At 55.5% G+C, this 18,982-nt stretch carries 25 protein-coding genes; 13 read left to right on the top strand and 12 right to left on the bottom strand.

Annotated elements, in window-relative coordinates; translation table 11 throughout:
• Window position 1: 1 nt before the first annotated feature.
• Entirely contained in the window at window positions 2-265 is a 264-nt protein-coding gene (locus AC1ROI_RS22905; protein ID WP_102651205.1) for a hypothetical protein, read from the bottom strand.
• A gap of 177 nt (window positions 266-442) precedes the next feature.
• Between AC1ROI_RS22905 and AC1ROI_RS22900 the strand changes: the two genes are divergently transcribed.
• The 4 genes from AC1ROI_RS22900 to AC1ROI_RS22885 all read left to right on the top strand — a co-directional run bounded on the left by AC1ROI_RS22900 (window position 443) and on the right by AC1ROI_RS22885 (window position 3,544).
• The gene (locus AC1ROI_RS22900) at window positions 443-973 is read left to right on the top strand and encodes a site-2 protease family protein (RefSeq protein ID WP_102599525.1); all 531 of its coding nucleotides are present in this window, start codon (window positions 443-445) and stop codon (window positions 971-973) included.
• 60 nt (window positions 974-1,033) lie between these two features.
• Window positions 1,034-1,441, top strand: a complete 408-nt coding sequence (locus tag AC1ROI_RS22895) for a hypothetical protein (RefSeq protein WP_102599526.1) — start codon at window positions 1,034-1,036, stop codon at window positions 1,439-1,441.
• A gap of 128 nt (window positions 1,442-1,569) precedes the next feature.
• Window positions 1,570-2,367 carry a hypothetical protein gene (locus AC1ROI_RS22890; protein WP_102599527.1) on the top strand — a complete coding sequence of 266 codons (798 nt, stop codon included), beginning with the start codon at window positions 1,570-1,572 and terminating at the stop codon, window positions 2,365-2,367.
• A gap of 163 nt (window positions 2,368-2,530) precedes the next feature.
• The gene (locus AC1ROI_RS22885; protein ID WP_102599528.1) at window positions 2,531-3,544 is read left to right on the top strand and encodes a ParB/RepB/Spo0J family partition protein; all 1,014 of its coding nucleotides are present in this window, start codon (window positions 2,531-2,533) and stop codon (window positions 3,542-3,544) included.
• Window positions 3,545-3,949: 405 nt separating this feature from the next.
• Here the strand turns inward: AC1ROI_RS22885 and AC1ROI_RS22880 are convergent, their stop codons facing one another.
• The 9 genes from AC1ROI_RS22880 to AC1ROI_RS22840 all read right to left on the bottom strand — a co-directional run bounded on the left by AC1ROI_RS22880 (window position 3,950) and on the right by AC1ROI_RS22840 (window position 11,413).
• Window positions 3,950-4,471 carry a helix-turn-helix domain-containing protein gene (locus AC1ROI_RS22880; RefSeq protein ID WP_219736104.1) on the bottom strand — a complete coding sequence of 174 codons (522 nt, stop codon included), beginning with the start codon at window positions 4,469-4,471 and terminating at the stop codon, window positions 3,950-3,952.
• 171 nt (window positions 4,472-4,642) lie between these two features.
• Window positions 4,643-5,419 (bottom strand): hypothetical protein, encoded by a 777-nt coding sequence (locus AC1ROI_RS22875; protein ID WP_102599530.1) that lies wholly within the window; start codon window positions 5,417-5,419, stop codon window positions 4,643-4,645.
• Window positions 5,420-5,895: 476 nt separating this feature from the next.
• Complete coding sequence (locus tag AC1ROI_RS22870; protein WP_173678006.1) at window positions 5,896-6,309, bottom strand: hypothetical protein; 414 nt, start codon at window positions 6,307-6,309, stop codon at window positions 5,896-5,898.
• A gap of 18 nt (window positions 6,310-6,327) precedes the next feature.
• Complete coding sequence (locus AC1ROI_RS22865) at window positions 6,328-7,650, bottom strand: phiTE_072 family protein (protein ID WP_207235032.1); 1,323 nt, start codon at window positions 7,648-7,650, stop codon at window positions 6,328-6,330.
• Window positions 7,651-7,676: 26 nt separating this feature from the next.
• Window positions 7,677-8,309 carry a hypothetical protein gene (locus tag AC1ROI_RS22860; protein ID WP_102599531.1) on the bottom strand — a complete coding sequence of 211 codons (633 nt, stop codon included), beginning with the start codon at window positions 8,307-8,309 and terminating at the stop codon, window positions 7,677-7,679.
• 114 nt (window positions 8,310-8,423) lie between these two features.
• Entirely contained in the window at window positions 8,424-9,047 is a 624-nt protein-coding gene (locus tag AC1ROI_RS22855) for a helix-turn-helix domain-containing protein (protein ID WP_102599532.1), read from the bottom strand.
• Window position 9,048: 1 nt separating this feature from the next.
• Entirely contained in the window at window positions 9,049-9,300 is a 252-nt protein-coding gene (locus AC1ROI_RS22850; RefSeq protein WP_102599533.1) for a hypothetical protein, read from the bottom strand.
• Window positions 9,301-9,405: 105 nt separating this feature from the next.
• Window positions 9,406-9,681, bottom strand: coding sequence for a hypothetical protein (locus tag AC1ROI_RS22845; protein WP_102599534.1), 276 nt, complete (start codon window positions 9,679-9,681; stop codon window positions 9,406-9,408).
• 715 nt (window positions 9,682-10,396) lie between these two features.
• A complete protein-coding gene (locus AC1ROI_RS22840; RefSeq protein ID WP_102599536.1) occupies window positions 10,397-11,413 on the bottom strand; it encodes a site-specific integrase in 1,017 nt (338 codons plus the stop codon).
• Window positions 11,414-11,599: 186 nt separating this feature from the next.
• Here AC1ROI_RS22840 and AC1ROI_RS22835 point away from each other — a divergent pair, with 186 nt between their 5' ends.
• The 3 genes from AC1ROI_RS22835 to AC1ROI_RS22825 are packed head-to-tail and all read left to right on the top strand — an operon-like array spanning window position 11,600 to window position 12,645.
• Window positions 11,600-12,115, top strand: coding sequence for a DNA-binding protein (locus AC1ROI_RS22835; protein WP_102599537.1), 516 nt, complete (start codon window positions 11,600-11,602; stop codon window positions 12,113-12,115).
• Window positions 12,109-12,330, top strand: coding sequence for a hypothetical protein (locus AC1ROI_RS22830; protein WP_102599538.1), 222 nt, complete (start codon window positions 12,109-12,111; stop codon window positions 12,328-12,330). Before AC1ROI_RS22835 ends, AC1ROI_RS22830 begins: the two co-directional genes overlap by 7 nt.
• Before the next feature lie 12 nt (window positions 12,331-12,342).
• Window positions 12,343-12,645, top strand: coding sequence for a hypothetical protein (locus AC1ROI_RS22825; RefSeq protein ID WP_102599539.1), 303 nt, complete (start codon window positions 12,343-12,345; stop codon window positions 12,643-12,645).
• A 16-nt stretch (window positions 12,646-12,661) separates the two neighbouring features.
• On the opposite strand, the gene AC1ROI_RS22820 is transcribed toward AC1ROI_RS22825, so the two are convergent.
• Window positions 12,662-14,035 carry a heavy metal sensor histidine kinase gene (locus AC1ROI_RS22820; RefSeq protein ID WP_102599540.1) on the bottom strand — a complete coding sequence of 458 codons (1,374 nt, stop codon included), beginning with the start codon at window positions 14,033-14,035 and terminating at the stop codon, window positions 12,662-12,664.
• Window positions 14,032-14,715: a heavy metal response regulator transcription factor gene (locus AC1ROI_RS22815; protein WP_102599541.1), complete on the bottom strand. Its 684-nt coding sequence runs from the start codon at window positions 14,713-14,715 to the stop codon at window positions 14,032-14,034. Before AC1ROI_RS22815 ends, AC1ROI_RS22820 begins: the two co-directional genes overlap by 4 nt.
• Before the next feature lie 205 nt (window positions 14,716-14,920).
• Between AC1ROI_RS22815 and AC1ROI_RS22810 the strand changes: the two genes are divergently transcribed.
• From AC1ROI_RS22810 to AC1ROI_RS22785, 6 genes are all read left to right on the top strand, one after another.
• Complete coding sequence (locus AC1ROI_RS22810; RefSeq protein ID WP_102599542.1) at window positions 14,921-15,280, top strand: co-regulatory protein PtrA N-terminal domain-containing protein; 360 nt, start codon at window positions 14,921-14,923, stop codon at window positions 15,278-15,280.
• Between the two features lie 161 nt (window positions 15,281-15,441).
• Complete coding sequence (locus AC1ROI_RS22805; protein ID WP_102599543.1) at window positions 15,442-16,002, top strand: cupredoxin domain-containing protein; 561 nt, start codon at window positions 15,442-15,444, stop codon at window positions 16,000-16,002.
• 146 nt (window positions 16,003-16,148) lie between these two features.
• Window positions 16,149-16,682, top strand: a complete 534-nt coding sequence (locus AC1ROI_RS22800; protein ID WP_102599544.1) for a cupredoxin domain-containing protein — start codon at window positions 16,149-16,151, stop codon at window positions 16,680-16,682.
• Window positions 16,683-16,779: 97 nt separating this feature from the next.
• Window positions 16,780-17,058 (top strand): DUF2933 domain-containing protein, encoded by a 279-nt coding sequence (locus tag AC1ROI_RS22795; RefSeq protein ID WP_102599545.1) that lies wholly within the window; start codon window positions 16,780-16,782, stop codon window positions 17,056-17,058.
• Between the two features lie 132 nt (window positions 17,059-17,190).
• On the top strand, window positions 17,191-17,385 hold the full coding sequence (locus tag AC1ROI_RS22790) for a co-regulatory protein PtrA N-terminal domain-containing protein (protein WP_102599546.1): 195 nt from the start codon (window positions 17,191-17,193) through the stop codon (window positions 17,383-17,385).
• Between the two features lie 196 nt (window positions 17,386-17,581).
• Window positions 17,582-18,982 (top strand): copper resistance system multicopper oxidase (locus tag AC1ROI_RS22785; protein WP_492572295.1); only part of this gene is annotated, 1,401 nt, incomplete at its 3' end.

Here is an 18,982-nt window from a genome sequence, read left to right as displayed (position 1 = left end):
TTCAAATAGTTGATTCGAGTGAGCAGCGATTGCAATCGAGAGCTAGTGTTTGTGCACCGGCATGGAAGGCATTCATCAGATCTGGAACGTCATTGAAAAATGCGGACGGCTCAGAAGAAGCGCCCCACCCGTACGCCCAGGCACGATCGCGAGCTTCCTGAAATTTAATTTCGGCGGACTCTTTCCCAGCGGTTTCCCGGGACAAGAGGACACCTAACGCCCAATCAGCACGTGCAGAGAAAGCGAGTTGAAATAGGGTGTTCATAGGGGCTCCAAGTGCGTTTGCTTTACACTTGGGTGATGTTGCACAGGCAGCCATAATGAAATTTGAGCAGCGCGGGCCTATGGGAAAAATAGCGACTCTCCAGACGCATGTTTTCCTTGTAGGAAGCAGAGCGATGCTAAAGAATCATGGCTTATTGATATCGGGGACAAAACAGCTATGTTGCTGACCATCGGGATGTTCATCGCGGCCTTTGCTGTTATCTGGCTGATGCTCGTTTTCTTGTTACTCATACACGAATCAGGTCACTTGATACCGATGCAGAAGATGGGCATCAAGCCCGACAAATTGATCATCGGCGGGGTGAAACTCTTTTCATTCCGGAAGTCAGGGATCATTCACGAGGTCGGCTTGATACCGCTTTGGGCCTACGTGGTAAGCACGGACTACGAAAAGGCGTCTTCTCGCCAGAGAGCGATCATTGCGGCCGGCGGCCCTCTGATCTCGGCCCTCACCGGCATTCTGTTTTTTGGCGTTTATTACTTGTTTCCTAACTGGCAGACGCTGGTTGCCGCACAGGGTTCGATTCTTCTGGCGGTCACAAACATCATCCCCCTGCCTCCACTGGATGGTTGGACCATTGCGGAACACTTTCTAAAGCAGCGCGGGATCCACATCGGCGACCGCAACCGCAAAGTGCTCCTGGGCATCGGGATTTCGACGATTGTTTTGATTACCCTGGTGCTCTAACCAATTACATTCCGCTGTGCGACCTCTCCTGTGGCAAGTAACCCCTCAGGAGATCGACAAATGAACACCCCTTCCGCAGCACTATCCCCCCAAAAACCACGCCCTGGCTTCTTCGAGGAAGCCTTTCGCGATGCTGTATTACCGCAACAACTTCGCACCTTTGCGGAAGCCTTCTGCACTCGCTTCGAGGTTCGTGGAATTTGTGATCCCATGTACTGCGCCAACGTCGCCGCCTTTGAAACAGGACTCGGGGATGGCCGCGGAAATTTCAACACTGTCAAAACGCCCACGGAAGCAGACATCGCCAATGTGGCCGACCGATTGCTTTTCGCATATTCAACCTGCATTTCCTCCGCCTCCACCGGCACAACGCAAGAGACCATCGCGACAATGCTGCGTAATGCCCTAAATGGTTCCAGCCTCGAAGAACTGCTGCCGGCCCCTGCGATAGCCCTGCAATCCCATTAACCATCAACCAGCCGCCTGCATCCGCAGGCGGTTTTTTTTTGCACCAAACATACTGTTTAATCGATTCGGATACTGATCGCGTATTGTTGAGTGTTAATATTCGGAAATATTCTGACAAGGAGTTGACCATGCTCAGCCCGCAGCACATTCCTACCCTCGACACTCAGCAGCCCAGTGTTTGCGAGAGCGGCGTAGCCTGGCTACCACAGGTGGTCATCGATCTTTCTTTTTGGCATGGCGGGCGCAAGTTAAAGGACCTGGAGCGTTTCGAATGGCCCGGGGATATCGTCGAGGCGCCGGCGCTGGAGCATGCTCAAAAAAATTGCGCAATTTTCGGCATTGAGCAGTCATCCACTCTCGAAATGTGGGCGTTCCGCTCGGACTGGATCATCGCCAACACACGCTCGGAGATCGATCACCATTGGTCCTCGGTAGCGCCTAATCCACGCGCAGCACACAAAATCTTGGTGAGTCATCGGCCGGTATGGTCGTCGAAACAAGGTGCGCTGCCGCCGTTACCACAGTGGCGAAAGTTCGAGGCCGGGTTCATGAAATTTGTATCCGTGAAAAGCACCTTGTCCCCCGATGATGATTGGACGGATCAGATCACCGCTCTACTCGTCGAGCCGGCGCTGATGGCTGGCCTGCAAGACCTGGCGCTCGTCGATGGGCGGATCACCGACCTCAAGGTAGTTCATCGTGGCAATTGCGACGGTGGTTCCCAGCTCATCCTGGTGACGGGTACCGTGCGGGTGGCCATCGGCCCGCATGCAAACCGGTCAAGTGAGCCAGACGTTGAGCAGGCGGTAAACAGCTTCTTGGATGTTCAACTGTTACCAACCACCGAGCTCCTCGAGCTGGATACGAGCGATACCGTCTTGAGGCCAACGGCCTGGCGCATAGCGATTATCCCAGAATCGATTTAAAGGATACATAACACGTAGCAATACTTCTGTTATGATCAGCGCGCCGTTGAATCTTTCTGCTCAATGCCCACCATCGTGGCCGGGGGCAAGACACCGCTTACATGCTCCTGTCTAGCATCACCGAAAGCAAGTTCAACGATTTTTGACTTTTGGAGATATTCCGATGGACGCTATCACCGTGCAACAAACTGAAGCTGAGCATCAGATGGACCTGGACTTCCGGCTGCAAATTTTCCCGGGCAGTATCAAGAAAGCGATGGCCAACGGAAATCGGGATGTTGTTGAAGCAGAAGAGGTTCCGATACTTAAATTCGGCTCCAGCGACCTCTGGAACATCGACCCACGGTGCATAGAGGTAATCCCCGGCTACAACGTTCGGGTTAAGAACGCTAAGTACTACGAGAAGGTGGAGATTCTCAAACAAAACATGATGGAATTTGGGTTTTCCAAAGACAGCCCATTGAGTGTCTTCGTTACTGATGAAGGTGATGGAAAAACCTCGTTCAAATTGAAACGTGGCCACCGACGCCTCGAAGCTGTTCTAGCAGTTATTGCTGCCGGAAAACCGATCAAGACTGTTCCATGTATAGTCGTAAAAGACGCGATATCCGAGCAGGATTTGACTGAAGATCTGGCAACCGGAAATAGCGGGGATCCTCTCTCCTCATACGAAAATGCCATCGTGTGTAAGCGTATGAGCCGCTGGCACCCTGACGATCACGCCATGATTGGTTTGAGGCTTGAACTCTGGCCATCGCAAGTGAGTGATTGTTTGCTTTTGATGAACGGCCCGGCCGAAATCGCGAACTGTGTTCGCGACGACCTTATTTCTTTCACGCACGCTATAGAACTGCTGAAAGAACACGGCCCTAAAGCCTTGGATGTCATCGAACAATCGCTGGCACGATCGAGAGCCGCCGGCAAGACAAAGCTAATGCCACGCTTTGTTCCGGGGAAGGTGATCAAGAAGGCTGTTACTGCTGCGGCGCCGGCGATGAAAGCGGCGATCGACGATATCAAAAAAGACAAGGCGTTCAGCCAGCTGTCCCCTGAGAACCAACAGAAACTAGAAGCGATCTTGGAGCAGTTCAAGAAAGCGGAAGAAGCTGAGGCTCAGTTGAACGCAGAAAATCCAACGGATGAACCTGAGCTCAACCTCAACCAAGCAGAGGTATAAGTGTTGTTGCAGCCCCTACAGTAACCACTGTAGGGGCTTTTTCATGTCCGCCTGGAAAGCCAGGCAGCCAGTCTCGTCAACCAGGTAGCCCTGACCTGTGTCCGCTCAACCCTGCCGCCCTTCTTCCATTCCACAGTGACCACGCCATCCGTTCCCGAACACAAAAACGAAAAACGTGTGAAGCTGCGGCACTGATCGCACGCTGCCAGGCCTTTGAGCCTGTAGGTATCTGCCATGACCATGCAGACCATACCTCGCTGATGCTGTGCACGCAGAACCCGGGCGCAGTTGGCGCAATCAATTTCTAAGTGATCAAGGCGTGTGCCATCTGCGAACCGTAGGGGCAGCACCTTACTCATGGGCTTCTCGGATTTCCATTGCGCAACTGCATTGATGACCGCTTCGTCAGGCACTGCTGCTCTCCGTACTGTGCTCTCTATTCCACCCATCGTTGACTGCCTGAAGATAGACCAACACCCAACCTGGTGCTCGCCGCCCTCCTCGCTCCCATTGCCCGACCGCCGCGTATGCGCGATCAAGCTCTGCGGCAAGCTGTTGCTGAGTCCACTTCAGGATCTGGGTTCGGATACGGCGAATATCATCGCCTGTAATTTCAGCAGTGGGGCAAACGACCTGTTGCGACAGCAAGGCGCCGGCTAACGACAGCACGGCACCAGGCACTGCCCCACGTTCCCATTTGGCAATTTGCGAACTGGACACACGAAGGATCTGGGCGAGATCGCGCTGAGTCTGACCAGCACCGCGACGCAACACTGCCAGATCGCCATTGCTTGCGGCCGTGAGGACGATGCTGTGCTCCTTGGCCATATCGTCGCGGTAACAGCGTGCGGCCTTCTTGGCACGCTGTGGGCCGCCGTAAGCCTGGTCGCGGAAATGGCGATCGGCGACGAATTGGCTGTCCTTCATCAACCGAACACGCCAACCAGCATCTGATGGGGCGGCGGCCCGGTGATCCCGCGTGATTCCCTGGAGCTCAGGATCGGTAATACGACGTGCGGCTCGTGCCGACCGAGTGGCTGTTCGAGGAGCTGCATTCAACGGGAGATCAGTCGACATAATTCGTCCTGGTAAGGTCGATCACTCCAAACCGCCGTCAACCGTGCTGCCGGCGAGCTCGCTGCCCTGGTCATCAGCTGCGTAAAACATCCCACCTCCCAATAGGATTGACGTCATTCCCAGATCAGGCAGGGTCAGCTTCGAAGCGTCATCGGCATTGGCGCCTTTGGGCTGCACCTTCGCTGGCATGGGGATGGTTGCTGCTTGAAGATGGATTGGCTCCAATGAGCTCAATGCATCTTGTGGGCGTGACTGAGGCTTCGGCCGTGGCAATGGATTGGAACGTCGTGGCATCAGCAATGGTTCACTGCCCTCCTCACTCTCCGGCACTGCGGTCGTCATTGAGGTGTCAAGGATGTCGAACAACTCATCAGACCGGGACATCAACTTGCGGAATATTGAATCTGGGAGGTCCTGATGTCGGCGCAGATTACCGATTGCTCGGACGGTATCTGTAGATATCGCGTCCAGAGCATGTCGAAGTTCTGTCCTGGTCGCGTGTGTCAGGTAGTTGCTCTTGAACAACGTGCGTTCAGCCTCTTCGATGCGAATTGCAAGCTTTTCCATCGCCCTCAGCTGCCGCTGCTCTCGTTGTTCCTGAGATTTGGAGAAACGCCGGACGCGTTGAACCCAGTAATACCCGCCGGCCAGCAGGGCGATGGCCATGCCCGAAGCGAGCAACGGGGATGCACCAGATTGAGTGCTCTCAGGGAACAGAGAAAAACCGTACGATGTCGACGCCAAAAGAGGCGCTGACAACACCCCTGTTACCACTGCCAAGACCATTGGTTTGTGCATATGAGCTCCAACCCCAAGCTTGTTTATTAGGATGTTTGTTTAGATACATAACGCGTAAACGTACGCAGCGTGCATTACACCCTTTCAACGCTTTCTTGTCACGCTGAAACAACTGAGCTTGAGGTGAAAAGTCTGTCGCAGGAGAAGATTTAAGTCTGTCGAGCACGTTGTACTTTGAACATCAGGGTGGATTCAGGTTGCTTGCAAGTGAGTTGTCTAGCGAACCCAAGCCAACCTCGATGGACGCTGGCCAGCCACCTGTTACGGGAACCTGAGGAGCAGGCCTACCAGGCCGTTGCGGCGGGATGAACGGAAAAACTGGTGTTTAAAAGAAAAGACGCGATCAAATCCAGAGGATCTGACCGCGCCTACGAGCCGGCTTTGGTGCGGTGCGGTTGTGGCAATTGCACCTTCGTAAGCGCGCTTTCTACACTGAACGAGTGTTCGCGACAGACTTAGTTCTTCCGAATGAAAAACTACATCTGGTCCAATTTGAACGATCCAGCCTTGGCGCCGGCGATAACGTCTGACTTCAAATTGCTCAGTACCGTTTCGCTCTCCTGAGCAACACCGTGGCCACGAATGCCCCCGGTTGGCACCCAATATGGCTTACCTGTACCTGACTCAATCACCTTCCGGTGAAGGGTCACCGAGTAACTGTAGAGCCGCTGCCCAGGCATGTAGTCGCCGGTCTCGACGATGGCGAACAACTGGTAGTCACTCCCGAGCTGAGAAACGGCTGTAGGCAAGTTTGAAATGATCGCGTCCTTAATCTGGCCCTGGGGAATTTCGGTCGCGTTCGACGACAAGGTCATTTCAACCGCTTGAGCGTTCGCCCAGAACAGGCAACCCCATAGGATGGCTGACCACTGAAGCTGTTTAGTCATCATGAAATCTCAAGATTGAAGTTAGGCTTCACAGGCAACCGGGGCGAGCTCAATGCACTCCCCGCGTTGTTGAAGCATCATGCTAAAAATGCCGATATCGATCGGATCGCCCTTTTCCACGTGCTCCCGCAGCATGCGACTCAAGGTTGCGGATGAGCACTGATCCTTCCGGTGCCACCCATCACGGCCCTTTGCGCGAGACTTGGCCATCTTGACCTTCAGCTGCACTGCAAACTCATTAATGGCCTCCTCGTCCTTTTCGGACTCAGCAGCGGCCTCAGGCGCGTTATAACGGCGAATCAGCGAATTCCCCTCACCTTTCACCGGAATCAACACGTCGACAGCGCCTATCGCTTCCAGAGCGCGTAATACCTGATCAGCGTTCGCTCGGTACGCAGTGCTCAACGCATCGAGCCAAACGCGCTCGACCGTGATTCGGTCGGTACCGGTCAACGCGAGGGAGCCCGCCTCGTTTCTGGCGTCCATCAACCACAACATGGTGTTGCAGCATGGGCATGGCTTAGCATGTTCTGGAGACATAACGGTGTATTTGGGGTCGGAGAGGAATCCACTACCGTCGCATTGCCGCACACCGTCGTGATAACGGCACGGGTGGTCTTGAGCCGCGGACTCGCCCAGGTTGAATTCATCTTCTGCCAAGACAGTGGCATCCGCTGTCCGTGCTATGCGGGCGAGTTCGCGGGCTGCTTCATCTGGTGGGAAGTCAGCAAGATCACGAATCAAACGGTTGAGTTTCCGCTTGAGGTAATCCATGTCGAGCCCAAACCGATTTTTCCCCGCGCTGGCCGGGCGGACTTGAGCCAGTCCATCGATAACCGCTTGGCTGATACGTGTGAGGTACACGAAGTCTGGATTCGGTCCTTCCGCATGCCCCGCGGCGTAAAACCACTCGTCACCGAACAGGTCAGTCATGAGAGTTGAGGGCAGCGATTCAAAAGCCACATAACCACGCAAGCTTTCGCAAGCGTTGTAGAGCCGGCGAGCTTCATCCTTCTCTAGAGAATCGTAATCGAGGCTGATGCCGAGACGCCGCTCCACGACGACACGTTTGGCATAGGCCACAAGCAGAGACCCGTCGTATACCGTCTGCCTCATCATCGGTGCCAGTGCTGATGCCAAATGTTCAGCGTTCTGCCAGGCAACGAACTCAGCGATTGAGTTGGCACCGGTGTTGTTCCAGTGATGGGTCCAGCTTCGCCCAAAGCAGGTAACTGTGAGGCTACCGCGGTACCGCCCTAAGTCTTGCAAGATACACGTCACAGGATCGAGGGCATCCGCGTCTGTAATCTCGAGTTTTTGGATCGTTGATGCCTCAACCTGCATAGTGAGCCTCCGAGTGATGGTGAGTGTTAAAGAAAAATGGATTGAGCTGTAGCTGGCTGCGAGGGGGCCTGAGCTTCAAAAACAGCTTGGGCTGCTGGTACGACGTCAACGTCTATTACCGCGCTAGCCGCTACCTTGGCGGCGGCAATAACCGAGTGATCCGCCTGGGACCAGTACACAAACGCGGAGCTACCGCTCAGGCGCACGGTGCTCGTCGGGCGAGGCCGCATCAGGTGCTCCACTTCAAATACAACCCATGCGCAATCGAACGGAAATTCGCGGTTTTCAATCCAAAAAAGGGCAGTTGGAATCTTGAAGAGCATTTCGAAGGTCGCAAGAGCCGCTGTCGCCAGAGGATCCTGACTCTTCTTGAGCTGGGCCATTACTGGCCCCAATTTCCTCAAAAGCTTGAGCCGGATGTCTTTCGCCCAGCAGACCGCGTTTTCACGCCCGGCGAGCGCTGGAAGGGCTAGCGGGAAGAAGCCTGCATCAGGATTCGCGATCAAACCGCCAAGCCTGGCTCGACACTCGCCACAGACAGTGGCGGTTGCGTACAAGGTGTCACTACGGCGCCCACTGCGGCCTTTGCTGCTGAAGCTGTACATGTCGATGTGACCGCACAGCCTTTTCGTCATCGCAGAGATATGGGCGTTGTTCATCAAAATCTCCTTTCACACCAGAGTGCTCATGGTTCGATACGCGTCTTGCATTGCAAGGATTCATAACACGTATACTTAATCTGTGATCGAAAGAAGTCAATCAGCAAAGCGTGTTCAAGCAGTTGGGAGCAGGGAAAGTATCAAAGGCCCCATGTCTTGTGCGGCGAACGATTCGGTGATGGACACCTTCACCAGAAAAGGAATAGGCCTACGCCCATCGCGTAGATCAGTCAGTTCGGTCAGTGACAGCCCCAAACGCTCCGCCAGACAGACCAGGTCAACGCCGGCTATCGTCGCAAGGCCATCAAAAAAACCAGCAACGACGTCTGCGTCCTCTCCGGCATCGAGGCGATCAAAGAAGCCGTAGATCAGCGTTCGGCGCACGAAGGAAGATTGGCCGTCAGCTGCTACAACGGCTTCCTTGACAGCAGTTGGCAGCGCTGCAATGAGGGATGATCGAGTCATTTCGACGCCCATTGCGGCAAGGATGCGTACTTTTGCCGCCGGTGGCAGGGGGCGCATCTGGATCCGGCACTGCCGGATCATGGAGATGCTGATGCCGATATGTTTACCCAGTTGGGTATCGGTCCACCCCTGTTCCACGCGAAGCAAATCCATCAGCTCAGCCCACTGGGCATTGCTTAACCCAGTGGGTGCAAGCGAGAAAAACTTGCTCCTGGAGGATAGGTAGCGAACGGGCTCTTTGGCTACCGCCACCACCTCGCTGAGACCGAACATTTCAATTTCTCCCTTCTGGCCCAGCAGCCATCGAATCGTCTTGTGGGCTGGTGCTGTCGCTTGAGATGAAGGCCTGCACCATGTTCAGCAGGGCGCCGCCGACGATCAGCACAAACATCCCCATGAAAATGTTTTTCGGAGAGAGATCGATCAATCCTGCGCGGGTGGCCATCAGAGCGATGAGGGCAGCAACCAGCACCACAAGGGCGGTAACAACTTTCATGATCAAACGGCGAGATGCATTGCTATCCATCGGATTAAGCCTTTTATGATTCGTAACGTGTACCAATATACACCCCACCATTCAAGCGGTAAAAACAAACCTTTCAGAATCCGCAATCAGGCACGCTGCAAGCCATCAGTTTTCACCAGCCTGCCGTTTGCCCAGTTTGAGCATCAGCACTTCTGTGCTGCCCACCCACTGGCCGCCCAAGTCCCCATCGGCGCCGCAGCGGGTGATCGCTTCATGCTGTACTGCAACAGCCATAAGCAGCTCATGCGTCCAGCCAGTGGAAGGTGCATTGACGGCTTTGAGTGCTTCGCCGTCGAGGGAGCGGATCTCGAACACCGCATGCATCACCTTGCGCAAAATGTCCGGTTCACCTGGTCGTTGATCGATTACGAGTTTCAGCATGGTGCTTTCCTTTCGCCCAAAAAAAACCACCCTCGCTATGCAAGGGTGGTCGATGTTGCAGTTACAGGATTGGCAGACAGGCGTGGGTCCCGAGTTGAGTGCCAATGAAGAAACCGCCCGAGCTGTTTTCGCTGCTGAGGCTTGTCGTCGTTTGAATCACTACCGAAGCGAGGCAACCGGTCTCCGCACTGGCGATGCCGATTGTGCGTTGCTCCAGGTGCGTTAGGCCTACCGGGGGACGATAGAGAACACGGAAAAAATCGTACGCTAAGCATTCGACCTGTCAGGTTGAGGCCAAAGAGGTTGACTCCTCTGCGTCAGCAAATGCAGAAAGCGGCCGTACTCTGACACGGGGCGAGTGATCCATCTGAGGGGTCATGCCGAGATAAGGGAAAATTAGGACATCAGGCCTGTAACTTAATGATTTTATTATCTTTTTATGGATCGTCATTTCACACAAACAAAACGCAAGCTTCGGCCCCTTCTGCAATGGTTATAGGCCCTTCTTGAGGTCCGCCGTCAATGCATAAGATTTTCCGGATGCTACTCCCTGACGTAGCCTGCATAGGCTTGGAGCTGGTTCACCAATACCCCAGTTAGCATGGATTGAGTCCAAGGTTTTGCCGGCATGTCACCTTGGATTGAGTGCCTTAGAACGCCAATACTCCAACCAGGTCTAATCGAACCTCCAACCCAGCGCCCTCAAGATCGAGGGCTAGATTAATGGTTTACGCCGTAAGAGCGAGCCGGCGGCGTTTTCTTCGAAGGCTCTAGCCTCCTCGATATAGCCGTGTACGGTGCCATCGTGCCGCCAGCCACCCTGGCGCTTGATCTCGAGAAAGTCAGCCCCAGCCCGGTAAGCGCTGGTGGCCAACCCTCGGCGCAGGCTGTGGCTGCTCATTTCGGGTACAGACAACAGTCCCGCGGCTTCGGCACGTACCGCCAGGATGGTATTCACGCTGCCCTCGTGCAGCGCCACCTCGCCGATCACGCCCCAGCGACTGACTCGCCGGAACAGTGGCCCCTGCTCGATCTGAGCGGCATCCAACCAACACCGTAGCGCCTTTGCCGGGCAGCAGACGCAGTCGCCGAACGGGATCGCCTTGTCCAGTCCCTCGCCCTTCTGATCGGTCTTGGAGCGCGGCAGCGTGATCCGCAGACCTTCCCGCTCCCACTGAAGGTACTGCACCTCCAACGTGACCAGCTCGCTGCGGCGGAATGCTCCGAAGTACCCCAGCTGTAGCAGCGCACTGTCGCGCCGCGCGGCAAGCCCTTCGACTGTGTCCAGGTGCGAAACGATGAGCTCGAGATCCTCCAGCAGCAGCGCCTTGGCTTTGTGTCGCGGCCGCCCGTTTACTCGCTCAATCCCGCGCATGGTCTTGCGGACGGTGGCGCTGGCGGCCGGATCGGGAAAGCCCTGATAGCGGTGCCATTGCGCCAGCGCGGTGAGGCGCAGCGCCAGGGTCCGCGGGTTCAACACGCCCGCGAAGGCCAGCAGGTAGCGAATCAGCGCGGCTTCATCGCACGGCAGCACGCCGCCCCAGGCCTGAAAGTGGCGGATGGCCGAGCGATAGGTGCGCCGAGTGTTGTCGGAAGTGGCTGCCGCGAGAAAGCTTTGATGTTGCTGGGCCCATTGCTCGGGCGTGGCAAGCGTACCGCGGGTACGGCCAAGCGCCGTTGGCTCGTTGGACCGGACTGGCGGCAGATTTTCGTCGTGATTGCGGGTCGTCATCCCAAAACGCCTGTTTAGGCCTCGTGTACCGCCGAGTATAGAGGCCAATGCCGAATTTGTGCGTATAACCCACGATAACCGCGCTTATCGTGGGTTAACTGGCAGTCACAGCCGGCTTAACTATTCTGTACTTAAAGCGTTGTATTACGTTTTCCATAATACGCTACGAAAAGATCCGAGGTGGTGATGGCCCGTTCCGGCGTCCTTTATGTGCATGTCGCCCAGGCGGCAGCCCAGCTCGTGGCCGCGGGCCACAACCCGACGATCGACGGTATCCGCGCCGCCCTGGGTGGGACGGGCAGCAAAAGCACGATTGCCCCGTTGTTAAAACGCTGGAAAGCCGCGCATCCCGGCACGCTGGCGCAGGCCGAGCTGGGATTGCCCGCGGAGCTCGTCCTGGCGGTGAAAGGTGTTTACGAAAAAGTTCAGGTGGAGGCGGCCCTCCAACTCCAGAATGTCGTAGAGGCTCACCAGGCAGAGACTGCCGCGCTGCAGGAGCAGTTGCAGCAAGCGTTCATCGAGCACGACGCGTTACTCAGCGTTCAGGAGCAGCAGGCCCAAGCGTTGGCCGCCGCCACTACACACAGCCAAGGGCTGGTTGACACCGTGCAGCGTCAGGAGATCGTCTTGGCCGGTCTGGACAGTGAAAAGCTCGGGCTCGACAGCGCCTGGCTGACCGCGCCGCCGAAGTGGCTGTGCTGACCCAACAGTTGCAGCAAGCGCGGGTGCAGTTTGAGCATTACCAGGAGTCGGTCGCGCAACAACGCGCCGATGAGCGCCAGAACGCTGAACAACGCCAGCAGCGTCAGGAACACGAACTGGCTGAACTCCGGCAACGCCTACTCCTTCAGCACACCAACCTCGGCGAACTGCAGGCTCAAGAGCGGCATCTGAAACAGGATAACGAGCGTCTGTAGAGCACCCTGCTTATGACTCAGGAGTTGTTCACCCAGAGCCGCAGCGCACAGGAGCAGGTGGTACTTCAACTCACCGAGTTGAACCAGCTGCATCAGGCACTGGAACAGCGTCATGAGCATGGCGCACAGTCTTTGGCTGTGACGCAGACGAACCTGGCCGTAACCGAGCGGGAGCGTGCCCTGCTGGCGGAACGCTTAACCCAAGCTGAAACCCAACTGACCGAGTTGACCACTGACAAGCAGCTCCTCCTGCAAGATAACGCGGTGCTTTCCAGTCAACTTTCGGAGTCAAGGGCCAAGTGTGACCAGCCCTGACCATTTCCCGTGCCCCTCATAACGCCGGGAACTCCAGGTGGAAGGTGGTCCAGCCGTTGGCAGAGGTACACCAGATCTTGCCTTGATGAGCCTCAGCGATGGAGCGGGTAATAGCCAGCCCAAGCCCCGCATTGCTCGGATTGCCTTCGCGACGGGCGGGATCGGCGCGATAAAAACGGTCGAAGAGTTTACCCAGGTGCTCAGGCTTGATGGCCTCGCCAGGGTTCTCAACAGTTAGGGTGACGGCGTTACCAGTCTGACGGATCGTTACTGAGATTGTCTTCCCTTCGGGGGTATAACGCAGTGCATTGGACAGCAGATTTGAGATCGCACGATCCAGCATCAACTTGTCACCCAGGACATTGCCTGACCCGGATACGGTCAGGTGGATGCCGCACTCGTCCGCCAGCAGGTGGTAGTACTCGAACAGTTTGGCGACCACCTCGCTGAGCTCGATACGCGTCAGCTCCGGAATGATCAAGCCGTTGTCAGATTTAGCCAGGAACAGCATTTCGTCGATTATCCGCGACATGCGCTTCAGGTCTTCCAGGTTCGAGTAGAGGTTCTCTTCATAGGCTTCGATGTTTCGCTTTTTGGTGAGCACCACCTCTGTGTGTGTCATCAGGTTGCTCACCGGAGTACGTAGTTCATGGGCGATATCGGCAGAGAAATTCGAAAGCCGAACAAACGCATCATCTAGCCTGGCAAGCATCGCATTGAACGAGGTGACCAACTGCTGCAGCTCAAGGGGGACTGGCTCCAGTGGGATACGCTCTTTCAGTGACCTGGCGGACATCGACGTAGCCACCTGGGTCACTTGTCGTAAAGGTCTCAGCCCACTGCGAGCGACAACCCATCCTAACGCGGCACTTATCAGGGCGCTGATGATCAGCCCGATCCAGAACCATCGCAGCAGCGTCTCAAAGAAGTGCATGTGATTGGTGACGTCGAGGATCAGCAAGGCTGTTAGGGGCTCGGGTTGATAAGGGCCAGACACTTGCGCTGTCATCCCGCGGTACATGTGCCCGCCTTCTTGCCATTCCCACATGCCGCGGTCAGGGTGAAGTCGATATTTCTCGGGGACATTGAAAGGCCTCGGCTCGGCAAAAAGCACTGTGCCATCATTTGCGAGGATGATCGCCGCTAGGTCTTCATGCGCCCCCAGCAGGGCATTAAGCTGAGGCTGAACCTCAATGAAACCTGCGCGACCACGTGTGCTGCTCAAAATTTTCTGAGTCGATTCGAGCTTTTCAATCAGCGTTTGCCGATCGAGCATTCTGAAGTGATGCCGACTGAGCTCATTGAAGCTCAGTCCTGCTACGGTGAGGACGGCGATCACCGCAAACATGAACATCAAGCTCATGCGCGCTGTCAGTGACAGATGGCTCATTCCGACTCCGGGGCATCAAGCATATAGCCCATACCTCGGGCCGTATGGATCAATTTCGGTTCAAAGTCATCGTCAATTTTCGCTCGCAAACGCCGAACAGCAACTTCGATCACATTGGTATCGCTATCGAAATTCATGTCCCAGACCTGAGAAGCGATCAAAGACTTCGGAAGCACTTCGCCGCGTCGGCGCAGCAGTAGTTCGAGCAACGAGAATTCCTTTGCCGTCAGGTCAATCCGCTTTCCACTGCGTACGGCACGACGTTTCAGCAAGTCAACTTCAAGATCTGCTATTTTCATGGTGGTCTGCGTGGACGAGCTATTGCCCCGGCGGAGCAGCGTCCTGACCCGGGCTAACAATTCGGAAAAAGCGAAGGGCTTGACCAAATAGTCGTCGGCACCCAGCTCCAATCCTTTCACGCGATCTTCGACGCCGTCACGTGCCGTCAGAAACAGCACCGGGACATCCTTCCCCGCTGCTCGCACCATCCGCAGTACGTCCCAGCCGTCCAGACCCGGCATCATCACGTCCAGAATCAACAGGTCATACGCTTCGCTCAGTGCATGCTGAAGTGCATCCGTTCCCGTCATGACGCGGTCAACGTTGAACCCAGCCTCAGTGAGGCCCTGCTGCAGGTAAGTGCCTATTTTTGGCTCATCTTCAGCTACCAGAAGTTTCATGTGGGCGGTTTCCAAATTTAGAGTGACCTGAGTGTGCAGCCAAATGCCCCCCCCAACCTGAAGCTTACAAAAATGTAATCCTGGCTTCAGGCCTCTGTCAGGGAGCTTGGCCTAGTGTGCAAGCATGAGCACTAGGTTGTGCTCTCGGCCCTCGCATGAACAACAACCAGAGGTGCCGGCCACAGCTTCTTGTGAGGAGACTGTCATGAAATTGCTTAAACATCTGCTTCTGGTTGGTTCGCTGCTGTTGTCCTCTGTTGCCTGGGCCGAGGGCGGCAGTGATCGCACCTTCGAGCGCATTGAAAAAATGCGGGATAAGGCTGAAGCCGTATTGATCCAGGCGGAGAAGGCTCCCCCTGGCCAGCGCCATGTGCACATGAAGGAGCACATGAAGATGCTCGACGAGATGATGAGCCAGCTTCACAAAGAACACCCAGCCCCCGGTATATCTACGGAACAGCATCTCGCTTGGATGGAAAAGCACGACAAATTGGTGGATGACGCGCTCGGGCAGATGATGCGGGAGCACAAGCTAATGATCGCTGACAAAGAGTGCCATCGATAAGAATCCCCCTTCAAGGCCTTCCGTGATTGCTCCTTTGGCCTAGCGGCGCCACAACGGCGCCGCGTTTTTTAAAGCTGACTAATTTGTAGTTTTGGGGTAAGCCCTCCGGCAGGAACCGGGGAATAGCATAGGATTTCCAACCACCTCAGTGAGGTTTCATCATGAAACGTTCACGTCTCCAACTGTTGATCACCGCACTTCTCTTCGGAGCGACAACTCAAGCCTTTGCGCAAACGCCTGGCAGTGAAACCAGCATTGGCCGACAGGCCCAAGCAACCCCTGCTACGCGTACCGTTTTCGTCAAGATGGATGACATTAGCTTCGGCCAGAAGTCGATCGATGTGAAGCCTGGCGAGACCGTCCGCTTCGTGTTAAAGAACGAAGGGGCGCTGATGCACGAATTCAACATCGGCAAGGCCGAATCTCAGCTGAAACATCAACGCGAGATGGCGGCGCTATTCAAAGACGGCACGCTGACGCCGACGGGCAAGGCGAAGTCGATCGTCTGGCGGGAGCACTTCACTGCCCCTAGCGATTCCGATCCTCCGGGATATCCGGAGGTCATTGAGGCAAAACATGACGATCCTAACGCCATCCTCGTTGAGCCTGGGACGACGAAGGAATTCGTCTGGACATTCGCCGATGCGTCCAACCTGAACTTTGCCTGCACCCTTCCGGGACATTACCAGGCTGGGATGGTGGGTGAGTTTGTAAGGCGTTGAATCGACGACCAGGTGCCCCGGCGTTGTGTGCCGGCTGCACCTGATCTCAGCTAACTCTGCCTATGTAATTTTTGCGTAAGTAAGCTGGCAGCTAAGCCTGGCTAGCATCAAAGGCGTTTAAACCACTCCGTCCTGCGAGGTTCACCATGAAAGCTAAGCCCACTTTCCTGTTTCTCGTTTCCAGCCTTATGTTTTCCGCGTCTGCAGCCATCGCCAGCCCGAACTACGTTAATGTAGACATCGGTCAGCCAGGCAATGCCCAAAAGGTTGATCGCAGCATCGAATTGAAGATGGGCGATAGCTTCTTCGAGCCAAAGAGCATTGATGTCAAACCGGGCGAAACAATCCGCTTCGTGCTCAAAAACGAGGGCACGCTGCTACACGAATTCAACTTAGGCATGGCAGCCGCCCATGCCGCCCACCAGAAGGTAATGGCGATCATGCTTCAGAAGGGAACGCTTTCTCCGACTGGCACCCACGACATGAGCAACATGGGGCCTGCCATGGGTGGAAAAAAGATGGTCCGCAAGGAACACGACGAGCCGAACAGCGTCTTGATCGAGCCGGGAGCCACCGAAGAATTGGTGTGGACCTTCACCAAGACAACCGGTCTTGAGTTCGCTTGCAACCTCCCCGGTCATTACCAATCGGGGATGGTCGGCAAAGTGAACATTCGTTGAGTTCGGATTGATCGACTTCGGCAACTGGCTATCAGCAGAGCCTATCTATCTCACTGTGCCAAACGATATCGCCTCTAACCACCCGAAGATTTGAATCATGGACCACTCCCATCACCATTCCAGCGCTGAGCTGCCATTCTGGAAAAGTAAGATTGGCATCGCGTTGATCATGCTGGCCGTAATCGGGGTGTTTTATGTGGCCCGCGAACATTACGGCCACCTCTCCCAGGGATTGCCTTATTTGATTCTGTTGCTGTGCCCGCTAATGCATATGTTCGGCCATAACCATGGTGGGCACTCTCGGCGTTTGTCGGGCAACCGCGTCCGGCTACCCGACAAACGCCGGAGGCTCGACAAGAAAGAAATGTCAACCTGACAGAACTGTAATGTTCAACTCAGGTTTATGACAGGTCACTCTGGTTAATCTTACTTCGAGCCTAAAGCTCTACTCCTGATAGCGACCCAATCTGGTTGCCGGGATTATTGAACTGAATCGAGGAATATTCAAATGAAACCAATCAAAGCCCTGTTCGTAGTCGCCGCTCTTACCGCTTCTTCTTTGGCAATGGCCGAAGGTGGCGGTGACCGTATGGAGCAGGTCCGCAAAGCATCGATGGAAGCTTATCAAGTGGCTCAGCAGCAGAAAGCAGAGTCGCCGGTTGCGGATAGCAAGGTCAAGTCGACCGATCACGCTAACTGCTAACAAGTGGCCAACCTTACAGAAATGTAATCACCCAGGCGGTTGGAATATGGCAGCCTCTTCAGTTCGCTGTCGAATCTATTTGAAAATAGCGGCAGCAGGTAAGACTGATAGGGAAAACCTCCCAAGATGAAGCTGCTCATCACCTGTTGTCATGGTTGTACATCCCTGGTTCCTCTGACTGATTGGACATAACCGCATGCAATGTAAAACCTCAAGGCGAACCTTCGTTAAAGGCCTGGCCGCCACCGGCATCCTCGGAGGCCTAGGCTTGTGGCGTACACCCGTTTGGGCAGTGACCAGCCCTGGTCAGCCCAACGTGCTGACCGGCTCCGAGTTCGATCTATTTATTGGTGAGACACCGGTGAATATCACAGGTGCGGCCCGAACCGCGATGACCATCAACGGTTCTATTCCTGGACCAACTCTGCGCTGGCGGGAAGGCGACACCGTCACGCTGCGCGTGAAGAACCGTCTGAACGAAGACACCTCAATTCACTGGCACGGTATCCTTTTGCCGGCCAACATGGATGGCGTGCCCGGCCTGAGCTTCCACGGCATCGCGCCCGATGGCATGTACGAGTACAAATTCACGGTCAAACAAAACGGTACCTATTGGTATCACAGCCACTCTGGATTGCAGGAGCAGATCGGCGTTTACGGTGCTCTGGTCATCGATGCCAAGAAGCCTGAGCCGTTCAGTTATGATCGCGATTACGTGGTGATGTTGTCTGATTGGACTGATGAAGATCCCGCTCGGGTCCTGGCCAAGCTCAAGAAGCAGTCGGACTACTACAACTTCCACAAGCGCACCGTGGGCGACTTCATCAACGACGTGAGCGAGAATGGCTGGGCTGCGACAGTTTCGGATCGGAAGATGTGGGCCGAAATGAAGATGAGCCCCACCGACCTCGCCGACGTCAGCGGCTACACCTACACCTACCTCATGAACGGCCAGGCACCTGACGGGAACTGGACCGGCATCTTCAAGCCGGGCGAAAAACTTCGTTTGCGCTTCATTAACGGCTCGGCCATGAGCTATTTCGACGTCCGGATTCCGGGTCTGAAAATGACAGTGGTGGCCGCCGACGGTCAGTACGTCAAGCCGGTCAGCGTCGACGAATTCCGTATCGCCGTGGCCGAGACCTACGACGTGATTGTCGAGCTCGCTAACCAGGAGGCCTACACGATTTTTGCCCAATCCATGGACCGCACCGGCTATGCCCGCGGTACCTTGGCCATCCGTGAAGGTATGAGTGCTCCGGTCCCTGAAATCGATCCTCGTCCCCTGATCGCCATGGGCGACATGGGTATGGATCACGGAAGCATGGGCGGCATGGACGGCATGGACCACGGCAGCATGCAGGGCGGCAAGGGCATGGACCATAGCAAGATGTCCGGCATGGACCAGGGTGACATGGCCGGCATGGATCACAGCAAGATGGCCGGTATGGGCTCTGGTGGTATGCAAGGTGACATGGCGGGCATGGACCATAGCAAGATGTCCGGCATGGACCAGGGCGACATGGCCGGCATGGATCACAGCAAGATGGCCGGTATGGGCTCTGGTGGTATGCAAGGTGACATGGCGGGCATGGAC

Source organism: Pseudomonas sp. GW823-FHT02C02, from assembly GCF_058797635.1.
Note: the sequence above shows the minus strand (reverse complement) of the source record. Positions and strands in the feature narration are given on the sequence as shown.

Bases quoted from the DNA above. Each gene is read 5' to 3' on its own strand.
- AC1ROI_RS22905 (WP_102651205.1), bottom strand. From the start codon at position 265: ATGAACACCCTATTTCAACTCGCTTTCTCTGCACGTGCTGATTGGGCG.
- AC1ROI_RS22900 (WP_102599525.1), top strand. From the start codon at position 443: ATGTTGCTGACCATCGGGATGTTCATCGCGGCCTTTGCTGTTATCTGG.
- AC1ROI_RS22895 (WP_102599526.1), top strand. From the start codon at position 1,034: ATGAACACCCCTTCCGCAGCACTATCCCCCCAAAAACCACGCCCTGGC.
- AC1ROI_RS22890 (WP_102599527.1), top strand. From the start codon at position 1,570: ATGCTCAGCCCGCAGCACATTCCTACCCTCGACACTCAGCAGCCCAGT.
- AC1ROI_RS22885 (WP_102599528.1), top strand. From the start codon at position 2,531: ATGGACGCTATCACCGTGCAACAAACTGAAGCTGAGCATCAGATGGAC.
- AC1ROI_RS22880 (WP_219736104.1), bottom strand. From the start codon at position 4,471: ATGAAGGACAGCCAATTCGTCGCCGATCGCCATTTCCGCGACCAGGCT.
- AC1ROI_RS22875 (WP_102599530.1), bottom strand. From the start codon at position 5,419: ATGCACAAACCAATGGTCTTGGCAGTGGTAACAGGGGTGTTGTCAGCG.
- AC1ROI_RS22870 (WP_173678006.1), bottom strand. From the start codon at position 6,309: ATGATGACTAAACAGCTTCAGTGGTCAGCCATCCTATGGGGTTGCCTG.
- AC1ROI_RS22865 (WP_207235032.1), bottom strand. From the start codon at position 7,650: ATGCAGGTTGAGGCATCAACGATCCAAAAACTCGAGATTACAGACGCG.
- AC1ROI_RS22860 (WP_102599531.1), bottom strand. From the start codon at position 8,309: ATGAACAACGCCCATATCTCTGCGATGACGAAAAGGCTGTGCGGTCAC.
- AC1ROI_RS22855 (WP_102599532.1), bottom strand. From the start codon at position 9,047: ATGTTCGGTCTCAGCGAGGTGGTGGCGGTAGCCAAAGAGCCCGTTCGC.
- AC1ROI_RS22850 (WP_102599533.1), bottom strand. From the start codon at position 9,300: ATGGATAGCAATGCATCTCGCCGTTTGATCATGAAAGTTGTTACCGCC.
- AC1ROI_RS22845 (WP_102599534.1), bottom strand. From the start codon at position 9,681: ATGCTGAAACTCGTAATCGATCAACGACCAGGTGAACCGGACATTTTG.
- AC1ROI_RS22840 (WP_102599536.1), bottom strand. From the start codon at position 11,413: ATGACGACCCGCAATCACGACGAAAATCTGCCGCCAGTCCGGTCCAAC.
- AC1ROI_RS22835 (WP_102599537.1), top strand. From the start codon at position 11,600: ATGGCCCGTTCCGGCGTCCTTTATGTGCATGTCGCCCAGGCGGCAGCC.
- AC1ROI_RS22825 (WP_102599539.1), top strand. From the start codon at position 12,343: ATGACTCAGGAGTTGTTCACCCAGAGCCGCAGCGCACAGGAGCAGGTG.
- AC1ROI_RS22820 (WP_102599540.1), bottom strand. From the start codon at position 14,035: ATGAGCCATCTGTCACTGACAGCGCGCATGAGCTTGATGTTCATGTTT.
- AC1ROI_RS22815 (WP_102599541.1), bottom strand. From the start codon at position 14,715: ATGAAACTTCTGGTAGCTGAAGATGAGCCAAAAATAGGCACTTACCTG.
- AC1ROI_RS22810 (WP_102599542.1), top strand. From the start codon at position 14,921: ATGAAATTGCTTAAACATCTGCTTCTGGTTGGTTCGCTGCTGTTGTCC.
- AC1ROI_RS22805 (WP_102599543.1), top strand. From the start codon at position 15,442: ATGAAACGTTCACGTCTCCAACTGTTGATCACCGCACTTCTCTTCGGA.
- AC1ROI_RS22800 (WP_102599544.1), top strand. From the start codon at position 16,149: ATGAAAGCTAAGCCCACTTTCCTGTTTCTCGTTTCCAGCCTTATGTTT.
- AC1ROI_RS22795 (WP_102599545.1), top strand. From the start codon at position 16,780: ATGGACCACTCCCATCACCATTCCAGCGCTGAGCTGCCATTCTGGAAA.
- AC1ROI_RS22790 (WP_102599546.1), top strand. From the start codon at position 17,191: ATGAAACCAATCAAAGCCCTGTTCGTAGTCGCCGCTCTTACCGCTTCT.